The organism is Streptomyces sp. R33, from assembly GCF_041200175.1.
GTDB classification, from domain to species: Bacteria; Actinomycetota; Actinomycetes; order Streptomycetales; family Streptomycetaceae; genus Streptomyces; species Streptomyces katrae_B.
The window spans coordinates 333657-359795 of record NZ_CP165728.1 but is presented as its reverse complement, the minus strand read 5'-3'; the positions used below and the strand labels follow the sequence as shown (position 1 = coordinate 359795).

At 67.7% G+C, this 26139-nt stretch carries 27 protein-coding genes and 1 pseudogene; 14 read left to right on the top strand and 14 right to left on the bottom strand.

Annotated features, from left to right (window positions below):
• Positions 1 to 116: 116 nt before the first annotated feature.
• The 5 genes from AB5J51_RS41870 to mobF form a co-directional block, all read right to left on the bottom strand.
• On the bottom strand, positions 117 to 1058 hold the full coding sequence (locus AB5J51_RS41870) for a replication-relaxation family protein (RefSeq protein ID WP_369780670.1): 942 nt from the start codon (positions 1056 to 1058) through the stop codon (positions 117 to 119).
• 108 nt (positions 1059 to 1166) lie between these two features.
• Positions 1167 to 1361: a hypothetical protein gene (locus AB5J51_RS41865; RefSeq protein ID WP_369780669.1), complete on the bottom strand. Its 195-nt coding sequence runs from the start codon at positions 1359 to 1361 to the stop codon at positions 1167 to 1169.
• A gap of 282 nt (positions 1362 to 1643) precedes the next feature.
• Entirely contained in the window at positions 1644 to 2801 is a 1158-nt protein-coding gene (locus AB5J51_RS41860) for a hypothetical protein (protein WP_369780666.1), read from the bottom strand.
• 362 nt (positions 2802 to 3163) lie between these two features.
• A complete protein-coding gene (locus AB5J51_RS41855; protein WP_369780665.1) occupies positions 3164 to 3490 on the bottom strand; it encodes a hypothetical protein in 327 nt (108 codons plus the stop codon).
• Positions 3487 to 5301: a MobF family relaxase gene (gene mobF, locus AB5J51_RS41850; RefSeq protein WP_369780663.1), complete on the bottom strand. Its 1815-nt coding sequence runs from the start codon at positions 5299 to 5301 to the stop codon at positions 3487 to 3489. Before mobF ends, AB5J51_RS41855 begins: the two co-directional genes overlap by 4 nt.
• 340 nt (positions 5302 to 5641) lie before the next feature.
• On the opposite strand from mobF, the gene istA reads away from it, so the two are divergent.
• From istA to AB5J51_RS41835, 3 genes are all read left to right on the top strand, one after another.
• A complete protein-coding gene (istA, locus tag AB5J51_RS41845; RefSeq protein ID WP_369780716.1) occupies positions 5642 to 7273 on the top strand; it encodes an IS21 family transposase in 1632 nt (543 codons plus the stop codon).
• Positions 7270 to 8067 carry an IS21-like element helper ATPase IstB gene (gene istB / locus AB5J51_RS41840; protein WP_369780662.1) on the top strand — a complete coding sequence of 266 codons (798 nt, stop codon included), beginning with the start codon at positions 7270 to 7272 and terminating at the stop codon, positions 8065 to 8067. Before istA ends, istB begins: the two co-directional genes overlap by 4 nt.
• A gap of 72 nt (positions 8068 to 8139) precedes the next feature.
• The gene (locus AB5J51_RS41835) at positions 8140 to 8865 is read left to right on the top strand and encodes a leucine-rich repeat domain-containing protein (RefSeq protein ID WP_369780660.1); all 726 of its coding nucleotides are present in this window, start codon (positions 8140 to 8142) and stop codon (positions 8863 to 8865) included.
• A gap of 654 nt (positions 8866 to 9519) precedes the next feature.
• Here AB5J51_RS41835 and AB5J51_RS41830 read toward each other — a convergent pair.
• Positions 9520 to 10911, bottom strand: a complete 1392-nt coding sequence (locus tag AB5J51_RS41830; RefSeq protein ID WP_369780659.1) for an RNA-guided endonuclease InsQ/TnpB family protein — start codon at positions 10909 to 10911, stop codon at positions 9520 to 9522.
• 83 nt (positions 10912 to 10994) lie between these two features.
• Complete coding sequence (locus AB5J51_RS41825; protein ID WP_369780657.1) at positions 10995 to 11345, bottom strand: hypothetical protein; 351 nt, start codon at positions 11343 to 11345, stop codon at positions 10995 to 10997.
• 243 nt (positions 11346 to 11588) lie between these two features.
• On the opposite strand from AB5J51_RS41825, the gene AB5J51_RS41820 reads away from it, so the two are divergent.
• Entirely contained in the window at positions 11589 to 12146 is a 558-nt protein-coding gene (locus tag AB5J51_RS41820) for a hypothetical protein (protein WP_369780655.1), read from the top strand.
• Positions 12068 to 12715, top strand: a complete 648-nt coding sequence (locus AB5J51_RS41815; protein ID WP_369780653.1) for a hypothetical protein — start codon at positions 12068 to 12070, stop codon at positions 12713 to 12715. The genes AB5J51_RS41820 and AB5J51_RS41815 overlap by 79 nt, the downstream gene beginning before the upstream one ends.
• A gap of 228 nt (positions 12716 to 12943) precedes the next feature.
• On the opposite strand, the gene AB5J51_RS41810 is transcribed toward AB5J51_RS41815, so the two are convergent.
• The gene (locus tag AB5J51_RS41810) at positions 12944 to 13747 is read right to left on the bottom strand and encodes a hypothetical protein (RefSeq protein WP_369780650.1); all 804 of its coding nucleotides are present in this window, start codon (positions 13745 to 13747) and stop codon (positions 12944 to 12946) included.
• Positions 13748 to 14016: 269 nt separating this feature from the next.
• Positions 14017 to 14334 (bottom strand): hypothetical protein, encoded by a 318-nt coding sequence (locus AB5J51_RS41805; protein WP_369780648.1) that lies wholly within the window; start codon positions 14332 to 14334, stop codon positions 14017 to 14019.
• Positions 14335 to 14378: 44 nt separating this feature from the next.
• On the opposite strand from AB5J51_RS41805, the gene AB5J51_RS41800 reads away from it, so the two are divergent.
• The 3 genes from AB5J51_RS41800 (at position 14379) to AB5J51_RS41790 (ending at position 16171) form a co-directional block, all read left to right on the top strand.
• Positions 14379 to 14717 (top strand): hypothetical protein, encoded by a 339-nt coding sequence (locus tag AB5J51_RS41800; RefSeq protein WP_369780647.1) that lies wholly within the window; start codon positions 14379 to 14381, stop codon positions 14715 to 14717.
• Positions 14718 to 14794: 77 nt separating this feature from the next.
• Positions 14795 to 15079: a DUF6233 domain-containing protein gene (locus AB5J51_RS41795; RefSeq protein ID WP_369780645.1), complete on the top strand. Its 285-nt coding sequence runs from the start codon at positions 14795 to 14797 to the stop codon at positions 15077 to 15079.
• 69 nt (positions 15080 to 15148) lie between these two features.
• The gene (locus AB5J51_RS41790) at positions 15149 to 16171 is read left to right on the top strand and encodes a Ku protein (RefSeq protein WP_369780644.1); all 1023 of its coding nucleotides are present in this window, start codon (positions 15149 to 15151) and stop codon (positions 16169 to 16171) included.
• Between the two features lie 83 nt (positions 16172 to 16254).
• Here AB5J51_RS41790 and AB5J51_RS41785 read toward each other — a convergent pair whose 3' ends face one another.
• On the bottom strand, positions 16255 to 16548 hold the full coding sequence (locus tag AB5J51_RS41785) for a hypothetical protein (RefSeq protein ID WP_369780643.1): 294 nt from the start codon (positions 16546 to 16548) through the stop codon (positions 16255 to 16257).
• 573 nt (positions 16549 to 17121) lie between these two features.
• On the opposite strand from AB5J51_RS41785, the gene AB5J51_RS41780 reads away from it, so the two are divergent.
• The 4 genes from AB5J51_RS41780 to AB5J51_RS41765 all read left to right on the top strand — a co-directional run bounded on the left by AB5J51_RS41780 (position 17122) and on the right by AB5J51_RS41765 (position 21382).
• Positions 17122 to 18135 (top strand): pentapeptide repeat-containing protein, encoded by a 1014-nt coding sequence (locus tag AB5J51_RS41780; RefSeq protein ID WP_369780641.1) that lies wholly within the window; start codon positions 17122 to 17124, stop codon positions 18133 to 18135.
• Between the two features lie 581 nt (positions 18136 to 18716).
• On the top strand, positions 18717 to 19424 hold the full coding sequence (locus AB5J51_RS41775; protein ID WP_369780640.1) for a restriction endonuclease: 708 nt from the start codon (positions 18717 to 18719) through the stop codon (positions 19422 to 19424).
• Between the two features lie 906 nt (positions 19425 to 20330).
• A complete protein-coding gene (locus AB5J51_RS41770) occupies positions 20331 to 20591 on the top strand; it encodes a hypothetical protein (RefSeq protein ID WP_369780639.1) in 261 nt (86 codons plus the stop codon).
• Positions 20588 to 21382, top strand: coding sequence for a hypothetical protein (locus AB5J51_RS41765; RefSeq protein WP_369780638.1), 795 nt, complete (start codon positions 20588 to 20590; stop codon positions 21380 to 21382). Before AB5J51_RS41770 ends, AB5J51_RS41765 begins: the two co-directional genes overlap by 4 nt.
• A 106-nt stretch (positions 21383 to 21488) precedes the next feature.
• Here the strand turns inward: AB5J51_RS41765 and AB5J51_RS41760 are convergent, their stop codons facing one another.
• Complete coding sequence (locus AB5J51_RS41760; RefSeq protein ID WP_369780637.1) at positions 21489 to 21806, bottom strand: hypothetical protein; 318 nt, start codon at positions 21804 to 21806, stop codon at positions 21489 to 21491.
• Positions 21807 to 21928: 122 nt separating this feature from the next.
• On the opposite strand from AB5J51_RS41760, the pseudogene AB5J51_RS41755 reads away from it, so the two are divergent.
• Positions 21929 to 22474: pseudogene (locus AB5J51_RS41755) on the top strand (DUF4158 domain-containing protein); the annotation flags it as partial.
• A gap of 490 nt (positions 22475 to 22964) precedes the next feature.
• On the opposite strand, the gene AB5J51_RS41750 reads toward AB5J51_RS41755, so the two are convergent.
• Entirely contained in the window at positions 22965 to 23225 is a 261-nt protein-coding gene (locus tag AB5J51_RS41750) for a hypothetical protein (RefSeq protein ID WP_369780635.1), read from the bottom strand.
• 229 nt (positions 23226 to 23454) lie between these two features.
• On the opposite strand from AB5J51_RS41750, the gene AB5J51_RS41745 reads away from it, so the two are divergent.
• Positions 23455 to 23868, top strand: a complete 414-nt coding sequence (locus AB5J51_RS41745; RefSeq protein WP_369780634.1) for a hypothetical protein — start codon at positions 23455 to 23457, stop codon at positions 23866 to 23868.
• A 227-nt stretch (positions 23869 to 24095) separates the two neighbouring features.
• Here AB5J51_RS41745 and AB5J51_RS41740 read toward each other — a convergent pair whose 3' ends face one another.
• Together AB5J51_RS41740 and AB5J51_RS41735 are read right to left on the bottom strand one after the other, a co-directional pair.
• Positions 24096 to 25538, bottom strand: a complete 1443-nt coding sequence (locus AB5J51_RS41740) for an NF041680 family putative transposase (protein WP_369780631.1) — start codon at positions 25536 to 25538, stop codon at positions 24096 to 24098.
• A gap of 131 nt (positions 25539 to 25669) precedes the next feature.
• Positions 25670 to 26134: a CbrC family protein gene (locus tag AB5J51_RS41735; RefSeq protein WP_369780629.1), complete on the bottom strand. Its 465-nt coding sequence runs from the start codon at positions 26132 to 26134 to the stop codon at positions 25670 to 25672.
• Between the last annotated feature and the right edge of the window lie 5 nt (positions 26135 to 26139).

Below are 26139 nucleotides of genomic sequence, written 5' to 3'. Positions count from 1 at the left end.
GGGAAGACCGGGGTGGCCGTGACCGATGCCGCCCGGCCGGAGCGCCTCCGGCCGGGGTGGGCAAGCCGGTGGTCGGGTGGCTTGCCCAGGCTCCCCTTGGGCTTGCCCAGCGTCGGTCAGCGGCCGACGGGTTCGGGGTAGCGGGCGCGGCGCTCGTGCGGGTCGTCGACGCCGATCTCGTACCAGGGCTCGCCGCGCTTCAGCCGGGGCAGGGTGTTGGTCCACACCGCGATGGTGATGCCCTGCACGGCGGCCGTGAGCGCCTGGAGCCGGTTGTCGAGGAGGTGTTCGGCCTTGCCCGCCAGGACGACGTGCAGCCGCGGGAAGGTCTTGGAGCGGGTGTAGCGGTGGCGCTGCCAGAACGGGTACGTCCCGCCGATGGTGCCGCGGGCTCCTTCCCAGACGCGGTGCCCGGCGTAGCGCTCGTAGTCCCAGACCTCCTTGGCGAGGCGGGCCTGGGACATGGTGCCGTTGTCGAGTTCAAAGAGGCGGACCTCGCTGGTCTTGGTGGGCACGGCGAGGACGGCGTCGGTGTTGAAGGACAGGCCGGTCTCTTTGATGGCGTGGTTGACCTCCACCTGCCAGTCGGTCAGGTACTCCCGGCGTCCGCGCAGGACGGTGTCGGTGTAGGCGAGGATCGTGTCGGTCACCGCGACGGCGTGCGGGCCGAACCCGGCTCGGACTGCCTTCGCGCCGGTGCCAGCCTTCGGTCGGGGTGGCAGCTCGTTGCCGTCGGCCAGAGCCTTCTGCCCGGCCGGGGTGAGGTTCCAGATCTGGTGCTTGCCGTCTTTCCCGTTCGTCTCCGCCAGCCCGAGCTTCGCCAGTTCCACCATGGCTCTGCGCACGTACGACCGGCCGTCCGACTCCTCCTCCGTGATCACCTGGGCCATCTGCCGGACCGTGGCTATCCGTACGCACCCCAGCATCCGCAGTGCATCGGCCCGTACCTTCCCGGCCGTGGGAGTGGACTTCTTCCCCTTCGCTGGTGTCTCAGGGTTAGGGGGAGAGGTCGGTCGGGGCTCTGGCTCGGGCTGCCGGGCGCTGCTGGCGTACGTCATGGTCGAGGCTCCTCACGCGGGTGGCGCGGGACTCCGGACGGAATCCCGCCTTCACTTGCTAGAGGTGTTGCCGAAGTCGACGGTGTGACGCCCGTTATCGAGCCGTGATCATTTGGTGGGTGCGGCGCAGAGCTCGGAGACGACCGTGAACGAGGTCGTGACCATCGGCACGGCCGTGGCCGGTGGCATCACCGCGTGGGTGGTCTTGCCGTGCGCCATGCCGTTGCGGATCTGGCGGCCGTAGTCGAGGTCCGCCTGCCGAGCGGTCAGGACGCCGGTCTCGGCGCGCTGGGCGCACTCCATTTCCCCGGATGCGGCGGGGGCGGGGCGTGCATGTTCTGCTTCCGGTCGTCGCCCCGGTGCCGGCCGTGCCGCCGTGGCCATGCCCTGGATGGACGGACCCAGGGCGCGACCACGGCCGTACGGATCAGGCGGTAGTGACGGGCGACCATCCGATGATGGCTGGGATGCCGCCGTGGCTGACGTGGCAAAGCGGGGCCCGCCTGATCTCGGTGTCGTCGACTACGGCCCCTGACGCCGGTGGTCAAGTCCATGGCGTAAATGGCCAGCCCAGGCCGAGGCGACTCAGAAGAAGGTGGTCAGCTCGACGCGCTTGTCCTCGGGGTTGAATTTCAGGCCGACGGTGAAGGTCTTGTACTCGCCGCCTCCCGTGTCGACCTCGACCATGGAGGTGTACAGGAGCGCGCCGTACTCGTTGAGGCGCAGATTGTAGATGTGGCCCTGCGCGACCAGCTTGCTCACGACGGCCTCCAGCCCGGGGTGGTCGAGGTGATCCAGGCCGGCCTGTTGGAGGGAGACGAGGTGCTTGCCGGGGTCGTGGAGGTATTCGTACCGGCTGGGGGTCATCCAGATCGCCGGGCTTTCCACCAGGTACGCGTCGGGTGAGAGCGTCGTCAGCGCGGCATACGCGTCTTCCGCGTTCCTGCCGGTGAGGTGGCTGTTGATGCGGTAGCTGAGGAACGGCAGGAACAGGTACTCGCGGACCGCGGTCGGCGTGAAGCCGTTCTCTTTGTAGGGCAGGCCGGCCGCGTTGGGCGTGCCGTCGAAGCTCCGGCCGTCGTGGAGGACTGCGTCGAGGATCTGGTCGCCCACACGCAGGCCCGAGTTCATCAGCGACATGCCCAGGTACTGCTTCAGCGTGTTGCGGCCGGAGCAATCCGCGTAGCCGATGTAGGCGGGGTGCTCCTCGACTGCGCGCCTCAGCTCACGGTCCTGCGTCGGGGAGAGGTTGTTGATGTAGACGCAGTACATCAGTTGCGGGTGAACGTACCTGTGGGGCCGGTGGTGGATGACGCTCTCCTGGAGCGCGAGGGCTATCTGGTCGAGGGGGCCTTCGAGGATGTCGCCGCGCAGGATCGAGTTCACCGGGACGCCGCTCTTCACCTTCGGCAGCGCCGGTATCCATGCTTCGGCTACGTCGTGTCCGTAGAAGCCTCTGGATCGGGCGGAGGCTACCTCGGAGTCGAAGAGGAGCGCTGTCTCCTTGCGGCCGTGCTGGGGCAGCAGGGCCTTGGCCACGCTGTCGTACGAGACCCCGTGGCCTTCGAGGTCGTCGGTGAGCTGGCGGTGAGCGAGCCGCATCATCTTGTGGAAGGCCTCGTCACTCATGTTCAACATGCGCCGGGTCTCGGTCAGGTAGCTGCTGTTGTGCGTGGTGACCGTGGATATCTTGAACGGGCTGGCCAGCAGCTCTTCCCAGGTCATCGAGACTTCATCAGTCATCAGCAACTCCTAGCACCGGACGGCCGGGTGATAGTCGGTCAGACGGAAATGATCCGCCTCGGCTCAGGCTCAGCGCACTCTATTTCCCCGGACGGGGCGGGGGCGGAGCGTGCATGCTCTGCTTCCGGTAGTCGGCCCGATGCTGGCCGTGCCGCCGTGGGCCACTTCCTGGGTGTGCGGGCTCAGGGCTCGAACATGGAGGCACGAATCATCTGGTGCCGAAGCCGGGTAATCGGTGCACCGCGGCGGAGGCCACTGAGGGGGGCGCCCACCAGGTGGAGTCCACTGAGTGGAGTCCACTCGATGGGCTCCACTCACTGTCGGCATCGGGCGGTCCACTCGGTGGACGATGCCCGGCATCGTCACCACAGCCAGGCGTTCGATTGCCGCATCCGGGATAGGGCGCGGGCATCGCGGCGCGCGGCGGCGCTGCCGATGCGGTTCTGCCGGGGCCGGGGCCGGCGCGCCTGGGCGCCGTAGAACCGGCGGACACCGGCTGCCTTGAGCCGCTTGCGCTGCTTGGCCAGCTCCGCCTTCTTCGCCTTGATGGACTTCGGCTTCCGGGGCCGCTTCCAGATCGGCTGCCAGACCGGCGGCGGCCCGAGCGCCTCGGCGCGCTCCTGGACGGCCTCCTTCAGCCGGGCGGCGACGGCTTCGATCCTCGGGTCCGCGGGCGGCGTGGTGGTCATGCGATTCCTCCGGTGGGTGTGGTCCGGCCCGGCGCGGGCTGGACAGGCTGCGGGGTGCGCGGCGGTGGGGCCGTCGCCGGGGCGGACTGGGGTGAGGGGCGGCGGGCGGCGGCGCGTTCACGGATGCCTGCCTGGAGCCGGGCGGCCATCTCGGCGGCTGCGGCCTCCAGCGTCCGGCTGGTCTGCTCCACCGCGGCGACGTCCGTCGCCGGCTCCAGGTCTCGGCCGGCCCTCCGCTCCGCCCACCCCGGGCGCAGGTTGGGTCTCGGGGTAGTCGGTACGGCGACGGTGCGCGGCCGGGTCCGGGAGTTCAGGCGGTCCGCGCGGCGTACGGCGTGGACCCGGGCGGTGAGGGCGCCGGCGGCGAGGCGGGCCCTCTCGTACGGGGTGGCGGATCGGTTGCGGGTCAGGGGGCGCAGCACGGCCTGGTCCTCGATGTCGTGCGGGTACAGGGCGCGGAGGTCGGCGGTCATCATCCGGCCCCGGCCGACCGGGCGGGTGTAGTGGTCGATGGCCTCCTGGACGATCTGCTGGTCCAGGCCGGGCTGGTGGGGGTGGGGGCGGCCGCGCAGGACGTAGGCGAGGTGGCGGCGGGCTTCGGCGAGTAGGTGGTGATGCTTGAACGCGCCGCGCATCACGTACACCACGGCGGCGACGTCGACGGCGGCCAGCGCTATGTCGACGACCGGGCGGACCCGCGCCCATACCGCTGCGGCCGCCGCCCGGGCCCGCTCCGCCAGCCGGTCGATGACGTCGGCGCCATACGCCCGGATCGCCGACTTTCGCCAGAGCTCGCGCAGCTCGGTCAGGGATCGCGGGTCCTTGCGTTTCGGCGGGCGGGTCCGGTCGGCGGCCTGTTGGCTGAGCGCGTAAGCGGCGCGCTCCCCCGGTGGGTGCCCTTGCGTGGCTTCGTAGTCGGCGACGATGACGGGCAGCGCGTCCGCGATCTGCTGACGGCGGGTCGACTGCCAGCCGATCAGACGCCAGTCGATCCCGGCGATCTCCATGACCGGCCTTTTGCCCGCGGTCACCTCGCGCGGCTCCCACGCCCACCCGAGCCGGGCCGAGACCTCCTCCATGAAGTAGAGGGAGTACAAGGTGCCGGCCGCCACGATGTGCGCCAGCATCCGGTCCTGAAACCAGTTCCCCCACTTCCCGTCCGGCCGCCGGGCCCGGATCGACACCACCGCATGGTCGTGGAGGAGCGGCCGTGGTTCCCGGGCCCGGGACTCATAGTGCCGGAACACCGCGACGATCAGCCCGTCCAGGACCGGACCGCGGTGCTTGCCGCCGCTCCCCCAGCGGATCTCCGCTACCGCCTCCTCCAGCCACGCCAGCGTCTTGTCCCGGGCAATCTCCTGACACAGCTCCAAGACCATGCGGTGCTTGTCATCGCATAGAGCCCACGCGATCTGCGCGGTCGACGGCGCCCGGAACACCAGATCCATGGCCAGCCACGGCGAGCGCTCCTTGGCCTTCTCGGTGGCAGGCGACTGATTGTGCTCGATAGGGCGGCCCAGCACGGTCGCCCGCCGTGCCTTCGCCGGATCATCGCCCGCCGCCAGGCGCTCGTACTCGATCCGGTCGGAGTCCGGGTGCCGTCCTTCCCCCAGGAGCAGTTCGGCCTGCCTCTCGGTCACAACGTCCGCAGCGACCAAGCCGACCGCGGGCAGGCACCGGCCCATCCAGAACCCGGCCGGAACACCTGCCTCGTCCTGGGCTGCGCGCAGCGTCGCGCCCGCTCGGCGGTGGCCGTCGCGACCAGCACGCCGTTGCAGTAGTACGGCCAGCCCTTCGGCCCGACCTTCCATCCTGTGATCATCGGGCCATGAGACACGGGCCTTGACCTGTGCAAATGCGTGATCCGGGGTGCATCCCGCCGGGCGGGCAACTATCACCAACTCTTGACCCTGGCCTCCCGGCAGGCGGGAAACGCGGCAGCCCGAGACGGTAAGCCGCTGGTGTGCACAGTCCGCCGTATGACTAAAGGAACGGATTGGCTTTGTTCACGGGTTGTGAAGTCCGTTGTTCACGGGTTTGGGAGGCACCCGGATCCACGGTCGGGTGATGTTCACGAGTTTTGAAGTCACCAGGGTTCTTGCCAGGGCAGCATCGGGATGCTCCTGGTGAAAGGGCCTGGTCATGCCGCAAATGTCGAAGGTCGAGCTGTACGCGGCGATCCGGCGCGACCATCGCGGCGGCATGAAGATCCGGGAGATCGAGCGCAAGTACAACGTGTCGTGGCGGACGGTTCGCAAGGCTGTCGACTCGGTCTGGCCGGAGCCGAGGAAGCAGCTGCCGCCGCGGCCGACGGCCTTGGATCCTTACAAGCCGGTGATCGACGGGATGCTCCAGGCGGACCTGGACGCTCCGCGCAAGCAGCGGCACACGGTCACGCGGATCTTCCACCGTCTGGTCGAGGAGCACGGCGCGGATGTCTCCTACCAGATGGTCCGGCGCTACGTCTCCGACCGGAAGCCGCAGATCCTCGTCGAGTCGGGGAAGGCGCCGGTCGAAGCGTTCATTCCGCAGACCCACCAGCCCGGCATGGAGGCCGAGGTCGACTTCGGCGACGTGACCATCCGGCTCGCCGGCGAGCTTGTGACCTGCTATTTGTTCTCCTTCCGCCTGTCCTACTCGGGCAAGGCCGTCCACCGCGTCTTCGCGTCCTGCGGCCAGGAGGCCTTCTTTGAAGGCCACGTTCACGCCCTGCGGACGCTGGGCGGGGTCCCACGGAACAAGGTCCGTTACGACAATCTCAAGGCCGCTGTCGCCCGGGTGCTGGGGCTGAGTCGGGCCAGGGTGGAAGCCGACCGGTGGATCGCCTTCAGGTCGCACTTCGGGATCGAGAGCTTCTACTGCCGGCCGGGCATCGAGGGCGCCCACGAGAAGGGCGGAGTGGAGGGACAGATCGGCTACTTCCGCCGCAACCACTTCACCCCGGTGCCCGAGGTCGACTCGCTGGCCGAGCTGAACGAGCTGGTCGATCAGTGGGATCTGCACGACGGACGGCGCCGGATCGGTTCGCGGCCTCGGACCATCGACGAGTACTTCCAGGTCGAGCGGCCGCTGCTGATGCCGCTGCCGGAAGAGTCTTTCGAGACGGGCCGGCTCTTCACTCCGAGGGTCGACCGCTACAGCCAGATCGCGGTCCGCACGAACCGCTACTCGGTACCGGTCCGCCTGATCGGCAAGCGCGTCCGGGTCGTGTTGCACGCTTCTCACCTGGTGGTTTACGACCGGAACGTGGAAGTGGCCCGGCATGAGCGGCTGATCGCGAAGGGCGGCTGTCGCCTGGATCTGGACCACTACCTCGAGGCCTTGATCCGCAAGCCGGGTGCTTTCCCCGGTGCGACCGCACTTGAACAGGCTCGCTCGGCGGGCAAGTTCACCCCGGTCCATGACGCCTGGTGGGCCGCGGCGGTCAAGGCCCACGGAGACACCGCCGGCACACGGGCCCTGATCGAGGTCCTGCTGTTGGCCCGCCACGTCTCTCATGAGCACCTGGTCGCCGGTCTGGCCACCGCCCTGAGGGCTGGGGCCCTGACCGCGGACGCAGTCGCGCTCGAGGCCCGCAAGGTCGCCCAGGCCGAGGACGAGCCGACCGGGACCGCTGCACGGGCCGGCGCCGCGGGTGAGGCGACCGTGACGTTTCTGCACGAGTGGCGACTCGCGCATCTTCCCCCGGACACCAGGCCGCTGCCCTCGGTGACCCACTACGACCAACTGCTCCGACGCCGTCGCACCAGCGGCGGTGAACACCGCGAGGGAGAAGCACAGTGACCCTGCCCCGCCAGCGAGGACTGACCGAGCAAGCCGCCACGACGGCCATCGACACCGCCTGCCGCCTGTTGCGGCTTCCGTCGATCAGGAACGAGTTCTCCGACATCGCCGACCGGGCGATGAAGGACCAGATGACCTACCGCGGCTTCCTCGCCGAACTCCTGATGGCCGAGTGCGACGACAGGTCCCGGCGCCGTTCGGAACGACGGATCAAGGCGGCCGGCTTCCCCCGGGACAAGTCCCTGCGGACCTTCGACTTCGACGCGAACCCGAACATCGACGCGGCTGCCATCCACACGCTCGCCAGCTGCGAGTGGATCAAGAAGAGCCAGCCGCTCTGCCTGATCGGCGACTCCGGCACCGGCAAGTCCCACATGCTCATCGCTCTGGGAACCGAGGCCGCGATGGCCGGCTACCGGGTCAAGTACGTGCTGGCGACCAAGCTGGTCAACGAGCTCGTCGAGGCCGCCGACGAGAAGCAACTGACCAAGACCATCGCCCGCTACGGCCGCGTCGACCTGCTCTGCATCGACGAGCTCGGATACATGGAACTCGACCGCCGCGGCGCCGAACTCCTCTTCCAGGTCCTGACCGAACGCGAGGAAAAGAACAGCGTCGCCATCGCCTCCAACGAGTCCTTCGGCGGGTGGACCAAGACGTTCACCGACCCCCGCCTCTGCGCGGCCATCGTCGACCGTCTCACCTTCAACGGCACCATCATCGAAACCGGCACCGACTCCTACCGCCTCGCCAGCACCCGAGCCCGCGCCGAGGAATCGGCCAAGGCCGGCTGATCTTGTCTTAACTGCCTGCTGGACCCGAGGGCCCGGACGAGAATCGGAGCCCAGGAGGATTGATGAAGGGGGATGGCCGTGAGGCATGCACTGAACCTGTGGCGCCAAGAGCTCGGAGAGGTGCCCGAGTCGGTCTGGCGACAGACCGAGCTCCGCGTGCTGATCCTCGCGGACAACGGACTTACGGCCCTCCCTCCAGACATCGGGCACCTTCACCAGCTGAACACCCTGGACCTGGGTCACAACGCGCTGACGTCGGTGCCCGATGAACTCGGCAAGCTGACCGAGCTCAGTGGCTGCCTCTACCTCCACGACAACCAGCTGGCACGGCTTCCGGACTCTCTGGGAAACCTGACCCGGTTGCGCTATCTCAACGTCGGCGAGAACTCCCTTACCACCCTGCCGGAGACCATCGGTGGGATGAGCGGCCTCATCGAGCTCAGGGCGCAGCACAACCGGCTCACCACCTTGCCCGATGCCATCGGCCAGCTCTGCAACCTGCGTGAGCTATGGCTCCGGGGGAACGCGATCGAGGACTTGCCGATGTCGGCGGCCGGCCTGCGCGAACTACGCCACCTGGACCTACGCGAGAACTCCCTGGACGCGGTGCCGGAGTCACTGGCCGGCCTCCCGCGCCTGCGTCAGATCGACCTCCGGAGCAACCGCCTCGGCCAGCTTCCCGACTGGCTCGCCCTGATGCCATCGCTGGAGAAACTGGATCTGCGTTGGAACGAGATCGATCCCTCGCTACCGCTCCTCAGCGAACTGGAGCGGCGGGGGTGCGTCGTCCTGACGTGACAGAGACGACGCCTCTCGCCACAGTGCCGCTATTTCTGATGAACAAGCACGAGCGAGTTGATCACTGAACGCCGCTGAAACTCGTCGACAAACGCTGTCGCTGGACATGAATAAAGCCAGCTGCCCGAAGCTCTCCGCGTCGGAACCGTCCCTGTCCGCTTGGGCGACAGTGAACCGGTCGGTGCTGTAACTGCCGGAGATGGGAACCGTCCCCGCCCGCAGGGGCGACAGATCGCTACGTCATCGCTTGATGGCTGGGAGCAGGAACCGTCCTCGCCCGCTGGGGCAACAGGTCGACGCCAAGTACGACTACGTCCGCTGGATGGAACCGTCCCCGCTTGCAGGGGCGACAGATGAACGTGGCAAACACCTCGCTCTGCGGCCAGGAACCGTCCCCGCCCGCAGGGGCGACAGGCTTTCGGAGCTGCGTTTTTGCGGGATGCAGAGTTCACTTCTGCTCGGTTCCACCGATTCCGGTGTAAGCCTCATTCTGGCGCCACTGTGGATATGTGGGGACGGCTGGGAGGTCGCCTCCCAGAATGGCCTTTTCGGGCCTTCCCGCTTCGCTCTGCCGCCCGGGCGGCCTTTCGGCTGCCTGGTGGGGTGTGGCAGTCCACGGGCGTTACAGCCCCTCATCCAGGGGACTGGCCCAGATCACTGGACAGGTACAGCGTGTTGCTTGATGTTGCGGGCCGCGTTGATATCGCGGTCAAGGACCATGTTGCACTCCAGGCACCGGAATGTGCGGTCTTTGAGGGTTTGTGTCGTGTTTTTCCAGCCGCAGTTGGAGCACAGGCGGGAGGAGGCGAAGCGGGTGGGGACGCGGGCGATGGTCACGCCGTGCCAGCGAGCCTTGTACTCGATCTGCCGGTTGAGCTCGCCGAAGGAGGCGTCGAGGATGGCCCGGTTGAGGCCTGCCTTGGCTCGGACGTTGCGTCCGGGGTTGTCGACAGTGCCCTTGGCGGAGCTGGTCATGCCCTTGACGTTGAGGGTCTCCAGGGCGATCTCGCCGTACTGCTGGACCAGCCGCTTGGAGATCAGGTGCAGGTTCGACGCGCGCCGCATGGCGAGCTGGGCCTTCAGTTTGGCCACCTTGGCTTTGGCCTCTTCGTAGCCCTTCGACTGCTGCTTGGCTCCCTTGATCCGGCGCCGGGACATCTGTCGCTCGGCACGGAGGAGTTTGCGTTCGGTGCTGGCCACGTAGGGAGGTTTGCCGATCAGGGTCTGCGGGTCCTGGCCGGCGGTGAGGGTGAGCGGGTCGGTCAGGGCAAGGCGGTTGAGGACGCCGAGGTCGGCGCCGACGCGGCCTGCGGCGCGCTGGCGTCGGGTGGGCTGGCCTGGGATGTGCTGGTGGACCGTGCAGAGCACGGAGGCGTACCAGCGGTGTGCGTGGCGGGCGACGGTGACGGAGGTGATGACGGCCTTCCCCTCCTCGATGAGGGCGATCAGGCGGGAGGCCTTGTGGTGGAGGCGGACGGTGAAGGGGTCCTGGCCTCCCCCGCCGGGGATGCGCAGGCGGCGAGGCGCGGTGAAGCGGATGCTGGGGTTCTTGACGTCGTGAACGATCCGGAAGGACTCCCGGCACCGGCCCTGCGCTTTGAAGTGGGGTTTGCCCATCATGGCGCCGGCGCGGCGTTCCGTGCGGGAGTTCATGTGGTTCTGCCAGGCGACCGCGGCGTCTTCGAAGGCGGTGTAGTAGGCCCGGTTGTGGACCTTCTCCCACCAGGCGAACACCGGCCGCCGCTCCTCACCCTCCCGGAGCGGCCCGATGAACTGCTCGCCGCGGGTCGCCCGCCAGAAGGCCTGTGCCCGGTCCCGCCCGGGCCGCTTGACCTTGGGAGCCTTCGCGGTGGCCTCGCGCCGGTCCATCCCGGCGGCCATCAGGGCGTTGCGGCCGCGCTCCCACATCCGGTCGTGGGCCAGGAAGAAGGCATGGGCGAAGTTGTAGGCGCAGCGGGACGCGGTCGCGTACCGCTGGAGGATCTCGATCTGGGTCGGGCCGACGTCGAGGGCAAAGCGATAGGCCCGCTTGATCTCCGTGGTCACCTGCAACATGTCCTCTCGTGGGTGTGATGGTGCGGTCGTCGGGGCACGGCCGTGCCTGTGGCTGGCGGTGTCGTCGCTCGGGCTCAGTAGAAGCCGGTGATCTTGTAGAAGCGGTGGTCGTGACAGGTGGCGAAGCTCATCACCCACTGCGTGGACAGGTCGTCCAGGACGATCAGGCGCCGGTCGGTGCTCGCCCTGGGCCGATGCAGGGCCATTCGGACGGGTACCGGGCGCTCCCCGCCGATCTCGCAGGAGCCGCGGAAGTGTGCGGCGGTGATCAGACGGCCCGTGAGCCGCCCGGTGCGGTGGTAGCGGCCGGGGACCTGACGCAGGACACCATCCAGCTCGATGACAAGGGTCCGGAGTTCGTGCGTCGGCTCGTCTCTCGGCGGGTTGACGGGGAGGGCGCCGCTTCGCGGCAGAGGGTCGAACATGGCCGCGACCGTAGGAGTCGGCGCTGACACGGTGTCCGCCGTATGGCAGACACCGCACCTCCTCAGGGTGACGAAGGTCCCCTGATCGGCCGCGGAAGCACCGCGGTGTTCTCGAAAGTCGAGGAGATCGATCTGAGCCCTACCGCTGCGGGTACGGGCCCCGGATCTGCTCATCGTGCCGGGCCCGCAACGGGCGGGGCGTAACGTGATCATCGCCCGTCTGCTCGACCAAGTGAGGTCCATGTGCGTGTTTCTGTGCGGCCGTTAGCGCTCGCCCTGTCCCTGACCGCTGGTCTGGTCGCCGGGTGCGGTCCGGCAGCCGATGACGCCAAGCCGGGCAGCACGGCCTCGAAGGCCGTGAGTGCACCGGCGCCGTCCTCGGAACCGAAGTTGGTGGCGCACGACCCGCCGTCCTGGTTCGACGCCCGGGGCAAGGTGGCCCTGCCCGAGGCGGCCACGAAGGGGCGGACCAACCTGGCGGGCCAGGTCCGCGGCGGCGGCACCGATCTGCCCGTCCTCCTGCACGACACCCGCGCCTTCGTTGTCTCCCCCACCGGCGTACAGGTCGTCGACCTCGCCACCGGCCGCACCGTGGCCGAGGAGACAGCCCGAGGTGAAGCCCTGCGCAGCAACTCCGAGGGCTACATCCTGCCGCCGGTCCTGGCCGGCGCCGAGGTGCTGACCCCGTTCCTGATGAAGACGCCCGCACTGCCGTGGTCACCGTGGTCGGCAGTGACAGCGCGGTCTCGTACGGCGTCGACACCGCTTCGCACGCCCTGCGCTGGACCCATCCCGGTCTGAAGGCCGTTGCGGTGGGCACCGGGATGGTCACCGGGCTGCTGGACGGTGAGCCTCTCACCCCGTTTCCGGTCGGGGTCGATCTCGCCACCGGCAGCGAGAAGTGGCGGGGGGAGAAGGTCTACGCCGCGGACATGGAGGGGGCCGGTCCCGCCACGGTCCGGATCTCGGGCCGGCGGCCCGACGGCTCGGGGGCCGACCGACTGCTGGATGTGTCGACCGGGCAGCTCCGTGCCGACATGCCCCCAGGGCTCGGCTCGATGGAGTGCACCTACGACCAGGCCCAGACGCTGGTGTGCGCGCACTCCTTCGGAGTCGCCGCGGTGGACCCGGTCAGCGGACAGTTGCTGTGGGCCCTCAAGGACGGCGAGGGGGACCGCAAGCCCCCGAGGGTGACTGCGGTCTGGCACGGGCGGGTATACGGCCGTGGGGTGGGCGGGCCCGTCGCCCTGGACGCGCGGACCGGCGCCGACATGCCCACCCGGCCCGAGGCCGCACCGCTCCTCGTCAACGCCTACGCGGGGCTGATCCTGGACGACAACCGGCTGTCGAGCTACCCGGCCGGCGGCTGATCACTCCGACTTCATCGCAGGCGACCTGCTCCTCAAGGCTGTCGGAGGCAACTACCGCCTCGGGAATCGCCTAGACCTTGTACGGCCTCGAGGCCTACGAACCCCGACCTCGCCATGCTCGACGTCAACCTCAACGTCTCCGGTCTGGACACGAGGAAAGGGGTCCCCGGCGGGGCCGGGGTTCGTCGGCTGACTGCGAGGGAAGGGTGGGCAACGTCGTGCCGTCGTCTACCTTCTCCGCCTTCGTATTCGTCGGGGTTGCGGCTGGATCTGAGGCTCTTCAATCTGAGGCGGGTCCGTGTCGGTGGGGGCATTCATCCTCGCGCTGGCCAGCAGGACCTGGTCGATGATGCGGCGGCGCATCTCGCTTTCAGGGTCATCTTTGAGATCTTGGGCGAGGCGTTCCGCCGTGAGGTAGTAGCCGGTCAGTACCGGCTGTTCGAAGTACCTGTTGAGCTGGCTCAGGGTTTGCCCATACATCTGGAGGTAGGTTCGGTTCAAGAACGCTGATAAGCCAGCGGCAACGGCCGCGATCGATCCGACGAAGACTTTGACCTGTGCGTTCTGGAAGTACAGGCCAGCGGCGCAGCAGCCGATGATGACCAGCAGGCCAATAGCCATGGCTCGCTGGGAGGAGCGGAAGGACCGGTCCGCCTGATCGGTCGCGATCCGGTGGTATTCGTCGATCTGCGTCTGGTTCAGTTCGAGGAGTGTTGCCAGCGGAGTCACAACCTTCAGCTGGCTAAGTCGTTGGGCGTCTGCCTCCCGATGCCGTTCGGCCTCATCCTCAACTGCCTTGAGATCGGCCCGCTCACGTTGGATCCGGGTCCAGAAGTAGTACGAGACGGCTGCGGCGGTAACGGCGAGGGTGACGGCCAGCGCGAGCCACACCCACCACGGTGGTGCCATAGCGGTCTTGTCCTTGGCATCGTGGTTGAAGAACAGTAAGGCGATCGTCGTTCCGAGGGCTAAGGCCGAGGCTGGCCCAGCCTTTCCTGGCGGCCTTCGGTAGTGCCCGCGTACGGTGCTCAAGTGGTGTCCCCCTGGGCCTGCGTTGTTCGGCTGCGAGCTGGCAAGTTTCCCAGGCGCTGACCTTCGCCGCAGCACTACCGGTGAAGAGCGCTGACCATGGGATTGACACTCGCTGCGCGCTCCTCTCCTTCCCCATGGTGCAACGGCTGGTGTGGCGTTTCTGCGGGTGAACTCTCCGATCTAATCGGGTGACTGATCTACAAGATCCTGTGTGCAGCCGGTGCTGGCGGTTACAACCGGGCCCGTAGCGACCGACGCCCGCGGTCGTCTCAGCCGCGACCGTCCTGCCCTTGTGCCGTGCCGGCCTGGGGCAGGATGACGACGATCCGACCGTCGACAACCTTCTTCTCGATCACCGGCTCCCCGCCGGGTGCGGCGACGGCCGCCCGGTGCAGCGCTTCACGGGCGGGCCAGGTCCAGGGGTGCTCCCGCCAGTACGGGTGCCAGCGGATCTGGCGCGAGAGGCGGAGGAGCCGACGGTCAAGCTCGCCCAGGGAAGGCAGGGGCGGGAGGGAGAGCCGGTTGTAGATGCGGATCCACTCCACCTTGAGCTGGACCAGATCAGTCGGGAAGCAGTTTTCCGCCATGGCTCGATTACACCATGAGATTCGAACGCGAGTACGATTGCCGTATGTCGTTCGACTTCCCTCCCCGCCTGCGAGCTCTCCAGGCCCAGCTGCACCGCGTGCGCGCCGAGTACACCGCGTACTGCCAGAGCCTGCCGTGGTCCGTGGACCCGCACCCGGGATGGGAGGCCCGTGAGGGCGTGTACTCGCACCGCGGCGACGTACCGGCCAGCCCCGGCTACACCGATAAGCAGCGTCGGCGGAAGGCAGCTTTCGAGCGGCGGCTGCGCCGACTGACCGGCGTCGTAGTCGATCATCCGTTCTGGTCCACAGTGGAGCGCGGCCAGGTCGTGGCAGCGCGGATGGCCCTCAAGCGGGTCCCCGCCGAGGACGTGCAGGAGTAGCCGTGGATATCGGTGGTGGGCCGGCTTGGCTCCCTCCGGACCTGGACCGGCTACGGACCGTGGAGACCCTCTTGTCCATGCTCCTCACGCAGACCCGCGAGCGGATTGCCGTACTGGAGCAGGCCGAGCACGTCCGCGCGGACGCCGCCTGCCACCAGCCGCCGGTCGTGGAGTGGGTCATCGAGTATGGCATCAGCGCTCAGCGCCGGCCCGAGCTCGTGCACACCGGCGACTGCCGCATGACCTCCGGCCGCTCGAGACCCGCCACCCGGCAGCAGGCCGTCGAGACCCTTCAGAACAGCACGGCGCGTGCGTGCGAGATCTGCCGAGCCGACTCCGCCCTCGGGCTCCTGGACCTTTGATCAGCGACGCCCGCCACAAGGATGCGATCACCGGACAGAGGGCTTGAGCTGGAAGTCCGGTAGACAGTGGTGGAGGCGGTGGCGGTCATGGCACGTCCGGTATGGGCAGGGAACCTGACATTCGGGCTGGTCAGCCTGCCGGTCGGCCTCTACACCGCGACCGACAGCCACACCATGCACTTCCACCAGCTGCAGCGCGGCACCGCCGACCGGATCCGCAACCGCCGGGTGAACGAGCGCACCGGCGACGAGGTGAACCTGGGCGACATCGTCAAGGGCTACGACACCGGGGAGGAGTACGTGCTGGTGGAGCCGAAGGAACTCGACGACATCGCCCCGGGCCGCTCCCGCTCCCTGGAGATCGCCGGGTTCGTCGACCTGGACGAGGTGGAGCCGATCTTCTTCGACAAGACCTACTACCTCGGCCCGCGGGGCGCCGAGTACGGCAAGGTGTACAGCCTCCTCGAGCAGGCCCTCGACAAGGCGGGCAAGGCCGGTATCGCCACCTTCGTGATGCGCCAGCACGAATACCTCGTCGCGGTGAAAGCCGAAGACGGCATCCTCACCCTCCACACACTCCACTGGGCAGACGAGATCAGAGACCCGAAGAAGGAGATCGGTGATCTCCCTGGCAAGGCGAAGGCGTCAGACAAGGAACTGAAGATGGCCGAGCAGCTCATTGAGGCCTTGAGCATGCAGTGGGATCCAGCGGCGTTCCGCGACACGTTCCAGGAGAAGGTCGCCGCTCTGATCGACGCCAAGACGAGCGGCGAGAGCGTGGCGAAGGCCGAACCGCCCGCGAAGGCCACCGGCGCCGTCGACCTTATGGAAGCGTTGCGCGCCAGCGTGGAGCGGGCCCGCAGTCCGAAAGACACCCGGGACAAAGCCACTACCACCGCAGGCGCGCAGAAGAAGAAGGCTGTGTCCGCGAAGAAGCGCGTCACCTCCAAAGCCGAGTCCCTTCAGTCACTGACGAAGGCGGAGCTCTACAGGAAGGCTGCGGCCGCGCACGTTCCTGGCCGCTCCACTATGAGTCACGACCAGCTCGTAGACGCCCTCACGGACGGGGCGAGTGGGCGGGCACGGTCCTGATGCTGCGCCGCCCGTCACGGAGACAGCGAGCTAGGCGTTGACGCGGGGAGGGGTCTGGGGCGGATTAGGCGCTGTCCGGCGGATCATGCTTCGGGGTCGAGGGTCCGGAGGTCGTAGAGGTAGGAGCGGTCGTCCTTGAAGCTGCGCCAGGCGGTGGCCGGGGGTTCGGGTTCGTCAGCCTGGCTATTGAGAGGATGGGCGGTGACAAGGCCATCAGCGATCTTGCAGTGCCAGCCGTCGGTCGGCGACCAGACACACCACACGTTCCCGTCCGTTCGGCGGTAGGCAGGACGGCCGTTGTGCTCACCGTCCCGTTCGAAGTGGTAGCGGAGCCCGTCTATGTGGCGCACGAAGGTGAAGGATGCAAGTGCCGTCATACCTTCGGCACTGTATGGGACGACGCTGCCGGCGGCTAAGCAGTTCTGGGTGTAACCAGATCCAGGGACCAGCACGATCCTTGATGACCGTCATCAGGTGTCCGACAGCCCCGCGGACCGTCTGGATGCACCAAGCGGTGAACTCCGATGGGGCCCGGGGTGACCGCGAGGTCTTCCCCGGCCAGCCCGCTAAAACCGGGTCGGATCCTCCCCCGGGGCCGGGGCCGCACCGCTGCGGAGCGGGCCGCCGAGGACACCGACTCGCTCCGTCTTTCTGGACTCCGGACATGGGGAGCTTATCCGGGCTCCAGGACCAGGACGCGTGCGCCCGCCGCGGTTTTTTCGCGCTGGGATTCTGCTCGAGAGCTCCGTCCGGGCGGTGACCGTGTACGTCCTCTCGGCCGACTGAGCGCGCGGGGGCTGGCGTCTACCGGTTCGAATGGCTCTATGACCAGGGCACCCCGGACGACGGGCTCCAGCCGGCTGCGGCGGATTGGCCGGCGGGCCAGCCAGCAGCAGCCCGCCCCGGACCCCGGTAACGGCTCCGCGTCCCGCAAGCGTCTGTGGAGGCGGGTGGAGAAGACGGTCGCCGTCCTGGCGTCTATCGGCGCACTCATTCTCGTCGGCTTCACCTGGAAATCGATTACGCAGGTGAACAGCTCACAGGCCATCGACCGAGAAGGGCACATCACCGATCGGTACATGGCCGCCGTCGAACTTCTCGGTAACAGGGACTCCGAGGAAGTGCGTCTGGGTGGGCTCTACGGTCTGCAGCGGGTCATGCAGGACTCTTCCCGTGACCAGCCCACCGTGATCAACGTCGTTTCCACCTTCATCCGTGCTCACAGCCCGAAACCGCCAGAGGCCAAACTGAGGGCTTTGCCCAGTGACATCACCGCTGCACTCGCCGTCCTCAGGACCAGGGACGGCCGCCACGACGGAGACGTGCACGTCGACCTGCACGACACGGACCTCCAGTCCGCCAATCTGCGCGAGGCGGTCCTGACCCGTGCGGACCTGCGCAATGCGTTCATGTTCGTCGCGGACCTGAGCGACGCGGACCTGGGCCGCGCTCGATTGGACGGCGCGGTCCTGAGAAACGCGAAACTGTTCCACGCTCGACTGGGCGTCGCGGACCTGAGCGACGCGGACCTGAGCGGCGCTCGACTGGGCGGCGCGGACCTGAGCGACGCAAAACTGGGCCGCGCGAACCTGGCCAGCGCGTACCTGGGTGACGCGAACTTGCGCAGCGCGGACTTGCGCAGCGCGGACTTGAGCGCCGCGTACCTGGGCGGCGTAAACCTAAGCGGCGCGGACCTGTCCCGCGCGAAACTGGGCGGGGCGGACCTGCGCGACGCGAACCTGCGCCGCGCGGACCTTACCGAGGCGACGCTGGTCTGCGCGGATCTCCGTGCTGCAGTCCTGCAGGGTGCAGACATTGGAAAAGACCAGCTGATGTCTGCTCGGGTCAACACAGACACTGCTCTGCCCGCATCTTTGGCAGGTGACCCCGAGCTGAAGAAGAAGGCCGCATCACAGACCTGGCCAGACGACTGCAAATGGGGTGCTCGATGGGGTGCTCGATGACCGACGTCGAAAGCTCCGTTCGGAGGGCTCCCGCGCGAACCGGCACACAGAACCGGTGACCCCGGCGAAGCGGCGCTGGTGAAGGTCAATCGCCAGACGTCGGGTACTCCGGCGCCGACGTGGTGGACCACGCAGCAGCAGAAGTCCCGGGCTGAACGCGTTTTGGCGCTCTGGAACCAGGTCGCTCCCGCCCGGCACGGAAGGTGATCACGAGTAGTGATCGAAACGTGACGTGGTGTCAGTGGTGGGTGGTTTCATTGGTCAGTTGTGCAGGGAGGCACAACCTGACTGGTGAGGGGGCCGTACGTGCCGTCTGTTGTGGAGCACGAGCGGAACGGGTCTAAGGTGCGGGCGCACTGGCGCAACCCTGCAGGGTCCAGCATGCAGGTGGGGCTCTTAGGGTTGTTCGTGCTCGCCCTGTTCGTCTTAGGCAGCAAGCCGATGGGGGCGCCCGGGGAGCAGTCACCCGCGCCGCGGTCGACGGTGTACCCGATCAAGTGGCCCGGCTGGGACCAGTCGGTGGTACGGCCAACACCGACCGTCTCGTATCCCATCGTCTTCCCCAGCTCCGGGACCGGCCGATGAGCCCGCGCCCGCCGGCACGGCGGCGGACCAGCCGGAGCCGTCGTCCCCGGCGCCGCAAGAACGCGGGCCTGGAGCAGCTGGCGCTGATCGCGCCGCTGACAATGGTGGCCCTAAGTCTCGTGATGGCGGTGCTGCGATGGCTGGCCGCGCACCCCTGGGTCGTGGTCCTCGTGCTCCTCGCGGCGGCCGGCGCGGGCGGGGCCTGGGCATGGCGGCGCAAGGAAGCGGCGCAGTGGGAGCAGGTCCGGGCGCGAGGCCTGCGGTACGCAGTCGAGCAGCTCGACCGGCTCCACCACCGGCAGTTCGAGTTCGCGGTACGGGACCTCATGCACCGGGACGGCTGCGCGGACGCGCAGCAGGTCGGCGGTCGCGGCGACAACGGGGCGGACGTGAAGGCGACCGACCCGTACGGGCGGCGGTGGGTGATCCAGTGCAAGCACCGGAAAGACGGCTGGTCCGGCAAAGCAGTCGGCACGCCTGATCTGCATGTTCTCAACGGTACGGGCAGACAGGTCCACGGCGGGGACGTGCTGGTGATGCTGACCAACGGCCGGATTACGAGCAACGCGGTCGACTTCGCCAGGTCGCAGTGCCTGCACCTGGTGGACCGCAAGGTCCTCGCCGAGTGGGCCAGCGGCTCCCGTCCTCTGTGGGAGCTACTGCGGGCCGTCCCTCCGCCCCGGCCGCCGTCCTCACTGTCCTGAGCACACCGAGCGGGCCCGTCCTGGATCCCAGGGACGGGCCCGCTCGCACATCCGGGCGCGTATGGGATCTCGGCATCGTCCGTTGGCCTACATCCGCCGGAACGCGGGCGGGACCGAGCTCACCACATTGGACAACCTCGAGCCTCTAGCATCCGAACGTTCGGCAGGTCGAAGGAGGCGGGACGTGCTGAGAAAGAAGGCCGACGACATCTTCGGACCAAGACCCTGAGGTCGACGTGGTGCGTTCATGGGGGCAGCCTGCCCCCCGGATTGCTACCTTCGACGGCTGGGCCCGCTCCCTCGTCCAAGAAGTTTGGGAACCCTATGGGGACTTGGAAGATCTTGGGGTACCATTCACAAGTTCACAAAGTCCTGATTTCTGCATGTAAAACCCTCCCCCATGGGGATTTTGGCACCGAGAGCGTGCACTTTCCCTCGCTGGGGGGATTCTGGGACGGGTTATCAGTCTTCACTGTTTCTCAGCTGACACGGCTTTGGAATGGTCTCGCTCAGCGTCCGAGGTCTACCAGGGGGTGGCTCCCCCTGTTGATCTCTTGTGCTCGTAGAGCACGTATCAAGGCGGTCGCACCCCCTGGGGGGGGCGGCCGCCTTTGCGTTACCCCAAGGGATCTTGACGCTCGATCAACAATCTCTGGGTAGAGCTTTGTTGAATCCCGAACGCGCTTCCCCGACCCGCAGTTTCGGATGAATTCCCTCCGGGCGGCGGTAGTTTCGGTCGGGTCACTCGGGTGGCGTATTCTGCCGTGTAGCCGGTTCGACCCCTCGCCAGGGTTCGAGCTTCACCGGTCATGCGTTTCGCAAGTCGAGATCATTCCGAAGACGCGGTCGAGCTGTGCTTTCCCCTCGGGGCCAGTACGGCTCGGCCGCCATACCCTAGGGGTACACGTGTCTGGAATTCTCGCGGCGGTACTCACCGTCGCGATCGTGGTGGGGGCGGCCTGCTTCGCCATCCACTACCTCAACAAGACCGCCGGCCGCATCGCCGTCGTCATCACGGCCTTGGCCGTCCTCGTCGGTGCCCTCGTGCCGGTCGTCAAGATCCTCGCTGAGTCGCCCTCCCCTGCGTCTGGGCAGGTCGTCGCCCCCGCTGTGCCCAACCCGGGGCTCCCGCAGGCCGGGACCGGCCTCGGAGGGGGTGCTCGATGACCGACGTCGTCGAGGTCTACGAGCCCCGGCGGTTCCGGGCCTGGCCGTACAGCTCAGTCTCCGTGTACCTGAAGTCGCTGGGCCTGCCCTCGTACGCGGTGGAGTCGCTGATGCTCGCTGGCCGTATTGAGGCCCAGGAGCGAGGTGATGTCTTGGCCTACGGCCCGGAGTGGATCCACATCATGGGCCGCGGCATCATCAAGGAGACCACCCCCCACGGCAGCGCGCGCTTGTGGAGGACGGGCATGATCTTGGGCGACATCAGTCGGGTGATGCTCCGGAAGAGCAGCATCGATGAGTCTGGTTCCCGCGGGTCCGGAACGCACATCGAGTTCCTGCACATCGGATCTTGCCTGAGCGTCACCACCCGTACGTTCGCGACGCTGATCGAGAAGGAGCCGGTGCTGGCCCTCCTACTCGCCCAACTGACCAACGAGCGCTCCCGGATCGTGGAGTCGGTCTACGGGGCCACGAAGGCGGACCCGGTGGTCAGGGTCGCGCGCCTTCTGGAGTACCTCGCGATCGCGCCGTCCCGAAAGGGGGTCGATCGTTTCCGGTGGACCCGCACCGGAACCCACCAGGTGCCCACCGGCGCGGTCACGCTCCACGGCCCTAGCCAGGCCGACATCGCCGACGCGCTCGGACTTGGCCGCACCACGGTGGAGAAGGCCATCGCAAACCTGAGGGCTGTCGGGGTCTTGACCGAGCTGGCACCCGGCACCCGGTCGAATCGGTACTACGAGATCGTGGACTTCGGACACCTGAGGTCCCTTGCCCGCTCAGAGACGTGACCCTTCTGAACGAGCTTCCCGTGCCCCCGGCCTCTCCGGGGGCACAGGCGTTTCTGCCCGCGGGCAGTTGCTCGTGTTCAGTGGCTGGGTCGAGATCGGGTGGCGGTCAGCGGGCGAAGACATCACCGAGCTCTCCGTGTACGAAGGCCCGGATGACCTCGGCAACCTGGTGGGCGCCGGCGAGGGAGGCCGGAGCCATAAGGATGTCGGAGTCGCCCCTTTGTCCGCCTCGAGGGGTGGAGGGGCCGCGGTCTACGACGACACTGCCGCGGCGTGCGCCGAGCTGGGCCCTGAGGCCGATCTCCTCGGAAACCAGAGCCCTGGATAGGAAGCCCGTCAGGGAGGTGACCTTCGAGTCGGTGCGCTCGGTCTCCAGGTCACGCTCGTACGGGCAGGCGGCGAGGCCAAGCGCGCCTTCAGCCACGTTGCCAGTCCAGCTCCGCCGAGCGGGCGGCACGGAGTGCTTACCGCCTATGGCCCACAGGCTGGTGAGCAGCTCGGCGGCGTGCTCCAGGACGCTCGGCACGTACAGGGCGGGGGGTCTCGGTGGCGACCCGTGTGTTCGCGGATGACGAGCTGGCGCGGCTGCGCAGCTTTCCAGAGATCAACAAGGAAGAGCTGATCCGGTTCTTCACCCTGACGTCGGCGGACGTGGGGTTCATCGATCCGGGCCGCGGGCGTAGCCCGAAGGACCGGCTGGGTCTGGCGGTCCAGCTGTGTGCTCTGCCGTGGCTCGGGTTCGTTCCGGACGACGTCGCCTCGGCGCCCCCGGCGGCGGTGGCCCGGCTCTCCGAGCACTTGCAGATCCCCGTGGGCGAGCTGCGGTTCTACGGCGAGCGGAAGCAGACCCGCACCGGCACCCTGCGCGAAGTGACCCGGTACTTGAACTGGAAGCCGGCGAAGGCGCTGGAGCTGAAGGAACTGGACGAGTTCCTGCTCGCCCACGCGATGGAGCACGACTCCCCGTCCCTGCTGTTCCGTCTAGCCTGCGAACACCTCGCGTCCGCGCGGGTGGTGCGGCCCGGGGTGGTGAAGCTGCTGGAGCGGGTGGCCAAGGCTCGGGCGGAGGCCGGGCGGGAGACGTACCAGCGGGGATCAGGTCATCGGCTGGACTCACGCCCTGGCCTCTGCCTCGCTCCTCGAGCCTCGTGGGATGGACCGTGAGTGCCTGTTCCATATCCCCGTCGCCGCAGGTAGAGGCTCAGTTTCAGGGAGACCCGCCGCGAGACGCGTTCGGGGAGCGGTCACTGTGACCGCTCCCCGAACGGAAGTTCCTTGTTTCGATGAGCCTGTTGTGAAAGGTGCGGTGGTCACCGCTACCACCGCGTCCCGGGCTCCCCGTTGACGGGGGCGAACGCGGCCCGAAGGGCTCTACTCCGAGGGTAGCGCCGCCGACCGCGACCGGGGACGTGGAACAGGCACTCACCCTGCCATGTCTACGGGCCGTGCAACCACTGCGCGGGACCGCCTGTTACCTGGCTCTGCGACCGCCCTGATCCACGCCGCATTCGGCGGGCTTGGCCCGAGGCTTGCCATACGCGCAGGGCCCCTCCCAACGGGAGGGGCCCTGCGTTGTCTCGCACTAAAGAATCTTGAGCTGCTGGGGCTCGGCGTCTGGCTTCTCCGTCACGGAGACGGAACCCCCGGCGCTCCAGACCTCCTCCAGGTACGCATAGACCTGAATGGCTCGGATGATCGAGTCGGTCTTGCTGTAGCCGGTCAGTTCTACGATCCGCTCCAGGGCCAGTGCGGCTCGGGGAGGAAGGTTCGCGGTCACGCGATCCACCAGGCTCGTCTTTCCGCGGCCAACCCTGCTCTTGGTCACTTCAGCGGTCTCCGGCATCTGCGCCTCCTTAAGTACACGGTTCAGAGGACGGGTGAGGGCAGACCAGTCCGTCTCAGGCCCCTGGGCACAGAGCTTCTGACTATTCCCTTACCCAGGGAGCGGCCCAACCATACGCTGATTTACGTTCGAGAAGCAAAATATGTACGTAATTTGCACGCAAGGTGTACGCTACCTCTGGGCCCTCATCCGGAGCATGAGGTTCCGCTTGGTGGGAGAGGAGCATCTCGTGGCGAAAGACAAGGGCCACAAGCCCTCGCAGGGTGGCGATCCGCAAGAGCCGATCTTCGAAGTCGGGGAGCGGCGGGGCCCCTATCCGGAGATCGTCGATCACTTCAAGGAGCCCCACTCCATCGAGATCCGGGGTGGCAGCGACGGCCTCGAGGTGATCCTCAAGGCGCACCCCTTCGCCCCCGCCAGCATCGCCGTGACGTTCCTGATCCTGACGGTCGGAGGCCTCAAAGGCGGAGACTGGGTAGCAGGTCTTATGAACGGCATCGGGCCTCACTGGGTGGCGCCGGTGTGCGGGCTCGTGACGGGAGTCGGCGTGCTCTTCCTCGGCCTTGGAGTGGTACGGCGAAGCCTCGACAGGATCTTCGGTGGTGCCCGAGACGAGGGTCGCCACCGAGCCGACGAAACCTAGGGCACGCCGCACCTCGGAGTGCGGCAAGTCGGCCCAGACAGGGAGCCCGGGACGTGGTGGTGGCGGTGACCACCGCACCTTACACAACAGGCTCATCGAAACCAGGAACTTCCGTTCGGGGAGCGGTCACAGTGACCGCTCCCCGAACGCGTCTCGCGGCGGGTCTCCCTGAAACTGAGCCTCTACCTGCGGCGACGGGGATATGGAACAGGCACTGAGCTTGTTCTTTATGGTCTGGCCTGGTCGCGTTCGATGATGGTCTCGGGGCGCCTGACGGTTTTGCCCACGTCGTAGCGGGTGGCGGGCCGCTGGTTCTTCGAGCCGAGAGGTCGGCCGGGGCCTGGCCGGTTCGGTTTCGGCGCACGTGCCGGGCAAGACAAGTGAGCGCGGAGGTTCCGGAACCCGCGCCGGTCTCGGGCGGGGGTGAGCCGGCCGGGCTCGGCGGGCTTCTCCCAGGGGCGGCGGAGGTCCTCGGCCAGCGAACGGGTCAGGCGGAGCTGGGTGTGGGCGGTGTTGATCAGCCAGGTCCAGCGGTCCGCAGCCTCGGGGGTGCGGATCTTCGGTCGGGTCCAGCCGAGGGTCTGCTTGATTATCCGGAAGGTGTGTTCCAGGTCGAACCGGCGGAGGAACGCCTGCCAACCCAGGTCGACGGCAGCTCCGGTCATGCCAGTCTGGGAGGACCACAGCCACAGAGGCAGCGGATCTCCGCCGCCCGGCAGATGGTCGACCTGCAGGGGGATCAATGTGCCCTCGATGAGGGGTAGTTCGCCGTCGTGGTCAATCCAGGCCGAGCGAGTGGTGAGGCGGGGGTGGATGCGGTCCCAGGCCATGGCCTGGGCGGTGCCGTACCGGTCGGTGACCTGTGTGGTGGCCTCGTCCGGCTCGCCCCAGCTCTCCGGCTTGGCGAAGCGGAACTCCTTACCGTGCTTCGGGGGCCGCCCACCCTGGGGCGGGCAGATCCAAGGGCGCGGAACGGGCTTGCGCATCACGCGGTCCGACCGCAGCCGGCCCAGGACTTCAACGGGCAGGCCGCCAAGGAGGTAGGCCATGCGCGGGGCATCGTAGCCTGCGTCGAAGACGATGAGGATGTCGGCGTCGCCCTGGCGCCACTGGCCCCCGGCGATCAGGTCCTCGACCACGCGGCGGACCTGGGCGGCGGTGACCTCTGCGACATCGTCCTCAGGCCCCAGCCGGACGGCGTCCAGCAGCTGGCACCACGATGTCCGCCCTGCTTCGAGGGCGGCGACGAACGAGTACGGCCATCCGGGGATCATCAGGTGCTGGTCCCGGCCGCGGCCGAAGGTGTGGCAGAACAGCCGGTCCGCACTGCACTCCGCGTCCGGCCGCAGCCAGTTGCTCACGTCAACCGCCAGGACGAGCCGTGCGTCGGCGGCCTTCGGCTGGGGCAGCGCGGCCAGTGTCCGCCGCAGTCGGCCCGCGTCGATGCGACCCTCGTTCAAAGCCGCGTACAGGGCGCCGTGCCCACGACGATGCTCAGCCAGCAGTGTCAGATCCACCGGCGTGGTCACCGGCCCGTCCGCGCACAGCAGTGCGTCCGCGACCTCGAACAGGCCATCGCGCCGCCTGGTCAGACATTCGTAGAAGTCGTTCCGGAAGTGTGACGCCACGACGAACGCATCCCGCTGGCCATCGTGATGCAGCAGATTCATTCCCCCACGGCCTTTGAACTGGTCAGATGCCTCTTTGGTCGGAGCACAGGATCAGGCGAAGGCCGTGTTCACGTCTTCGGGATCCCTGAAAGAGTGATCACGTTCGTAGCACCGTTCGACCTCAAGCAGGCTTATGCGAGGTCGGAGTATGCGAGGTGGATCGCGCAACCGCGGCATCGGAACAGATGCGCTGGATGGTCGTCCTTGTCCAGCGAGCCGAGGTGGTGCTCGACCTGATCCGACGGCCAGCCCCAACCGCTCGTCTCCTGTCGCAGTGTCTCCAGCGCGTCAGGGTGAGCGGCGAGTTCGGCAAACCCGACACGACCCAAATAGGCGGCGCCTTCGCCGCAGTGGAAGAACCACTGGGGCTCCTGCGATGCCGGGAAGCCCGGAGTGTGTCTGTCGACTGCCGAGAAGACCTCGAGGGGTACGTCGTCACCCAAGCAGGTTCCTGCCGTGAAGTGCGCGTCAAACCGCTCGGCGACGCTGCCGCTTGCGATGCACCACGGGCACAGTCGGTCCTTGAGGTCTTCGACGGCGTACACCGGGCCCGTGTAGATGTACCCGCGCCCCCGCCCACAACAGATACAGGTCATATCGG

Coding starts and splice junctions, on each gene's coding strand:
- AB5J51_RS41835 (WP_369780660.1), top strand. CDS start 8,140: ATGGCCGTGAGGCATGCACTGAACCTGTGGCGCCAAGAGCTCGGAGAG.
- AB5J51_RS41785 (WP_369780643.1), bottom strand. CDS start 16,548: ATGACGGCACTTGCATCCTTCACCTTCGTGCGCCACATAGACGGGCTC.
- AB5J51_RS41870 (WP_369780670.1), bottom strand. CDS start 1,058: ATGACGTACGCCAGCAGCGCCCGGCAGCCCGAGCCAGAGCCCCGACCG.
- AB5J51_RS41860 (WP_369780666.1), bottom strand. CDS start 2,801: ATGACTGATGAAGTCTCGATGACCTGGGAAGAGCTGCTGGCCAGCCCG.
- AB5J51_RS41855 (WP_369780665.1), bottom strand. CDS start 3,490: ATGACCACCACGCCGCCCGCGGACCCGAGGATCGAAGCCGTCGCCGCC.
- AB5J51_RS41765 (WP_369780638.1), top strand. CDS start 20,588: ATGACCGACGTCGTCGAGGTCTACGAGCCCCGGCGGTTCCGGGCCTGG.
- AB5J51_RS41750 (WP_369780635.1), bottom strand. CDS start 23,225: ATGCCGGAGACCGCTGAAGTGACCAAGAGCAGGGTTGGCCGCGGAAAG.
- AB5J51_RS41740 (WP_369780631.1), bottom strand. CDS start 25,538: ATGAATCTGCTGCATCACGATGGCCAGCGGGATGCGTTCGTCGTGGCG.
- mobF (WP_369780663.1), bottom strand. CDS start 5,301: ATGGAAGGTCGGGCCGAAGGGCTGGCCGTACTACTGCAACGGCGTGCT.
- AB5J51_RS41735 (WP_369780629.1), bottom strand. CDS start 26,134: ATGACCTGTATCTGTTGTGGGCGGGGGCGCGGGTACATCTACACGGGC.
- AB5J51_RS41800 (WP_369780647.1), top strand. CDS start 14,379: ATGTCGTTCGACTTCCCTCCCCGCCTGCGAGCTCTCCAGGCCCAGCTG.
- istA (WP_369780716.1), top strand. CDS start 5,642: ATGTCGAAGGTCGAGCTGTACGCGGCGATCCGGCGCGACCATCGCGGC.
- AB5J51_RS41825 (WP_369780657.1), bottom strand. CDS start 11,345: ATGTTCGACCCTCTGCCGCGAAGCGGCGCCCTCCCCGTCAACCCGCCG.
- AB5J51_RS41775 (WP_369780640.1), top strand. CDS start 18,717: ATGAGCCCGCGCCCGCCGGCACGGCGGCGGACCAGCCGGAGCCGTCGT.
- AB5J51_RS41865 (WP_369780669.1), bottom strand. CDS start 1,361: ATGGAGTGCGCCCAGCGCGCCGAGACCGGCGTCCTGACCGCTCGGCAG.
- AB5J51_RS41805 (WP_369780648.1), bottom strand. CDS start 14,334: ATGGCGGAAAACTGCTTCCCGACTGATCTGGTCCAGCTCAAGGTGGAG.
- AB5J51_RS41795 (WP_369780645.1), top strand. CDS start 14,795: ATGCTCCTCACGCAGACCCGCGAGCGGATTGCCGTACTGGAGCAGGCC.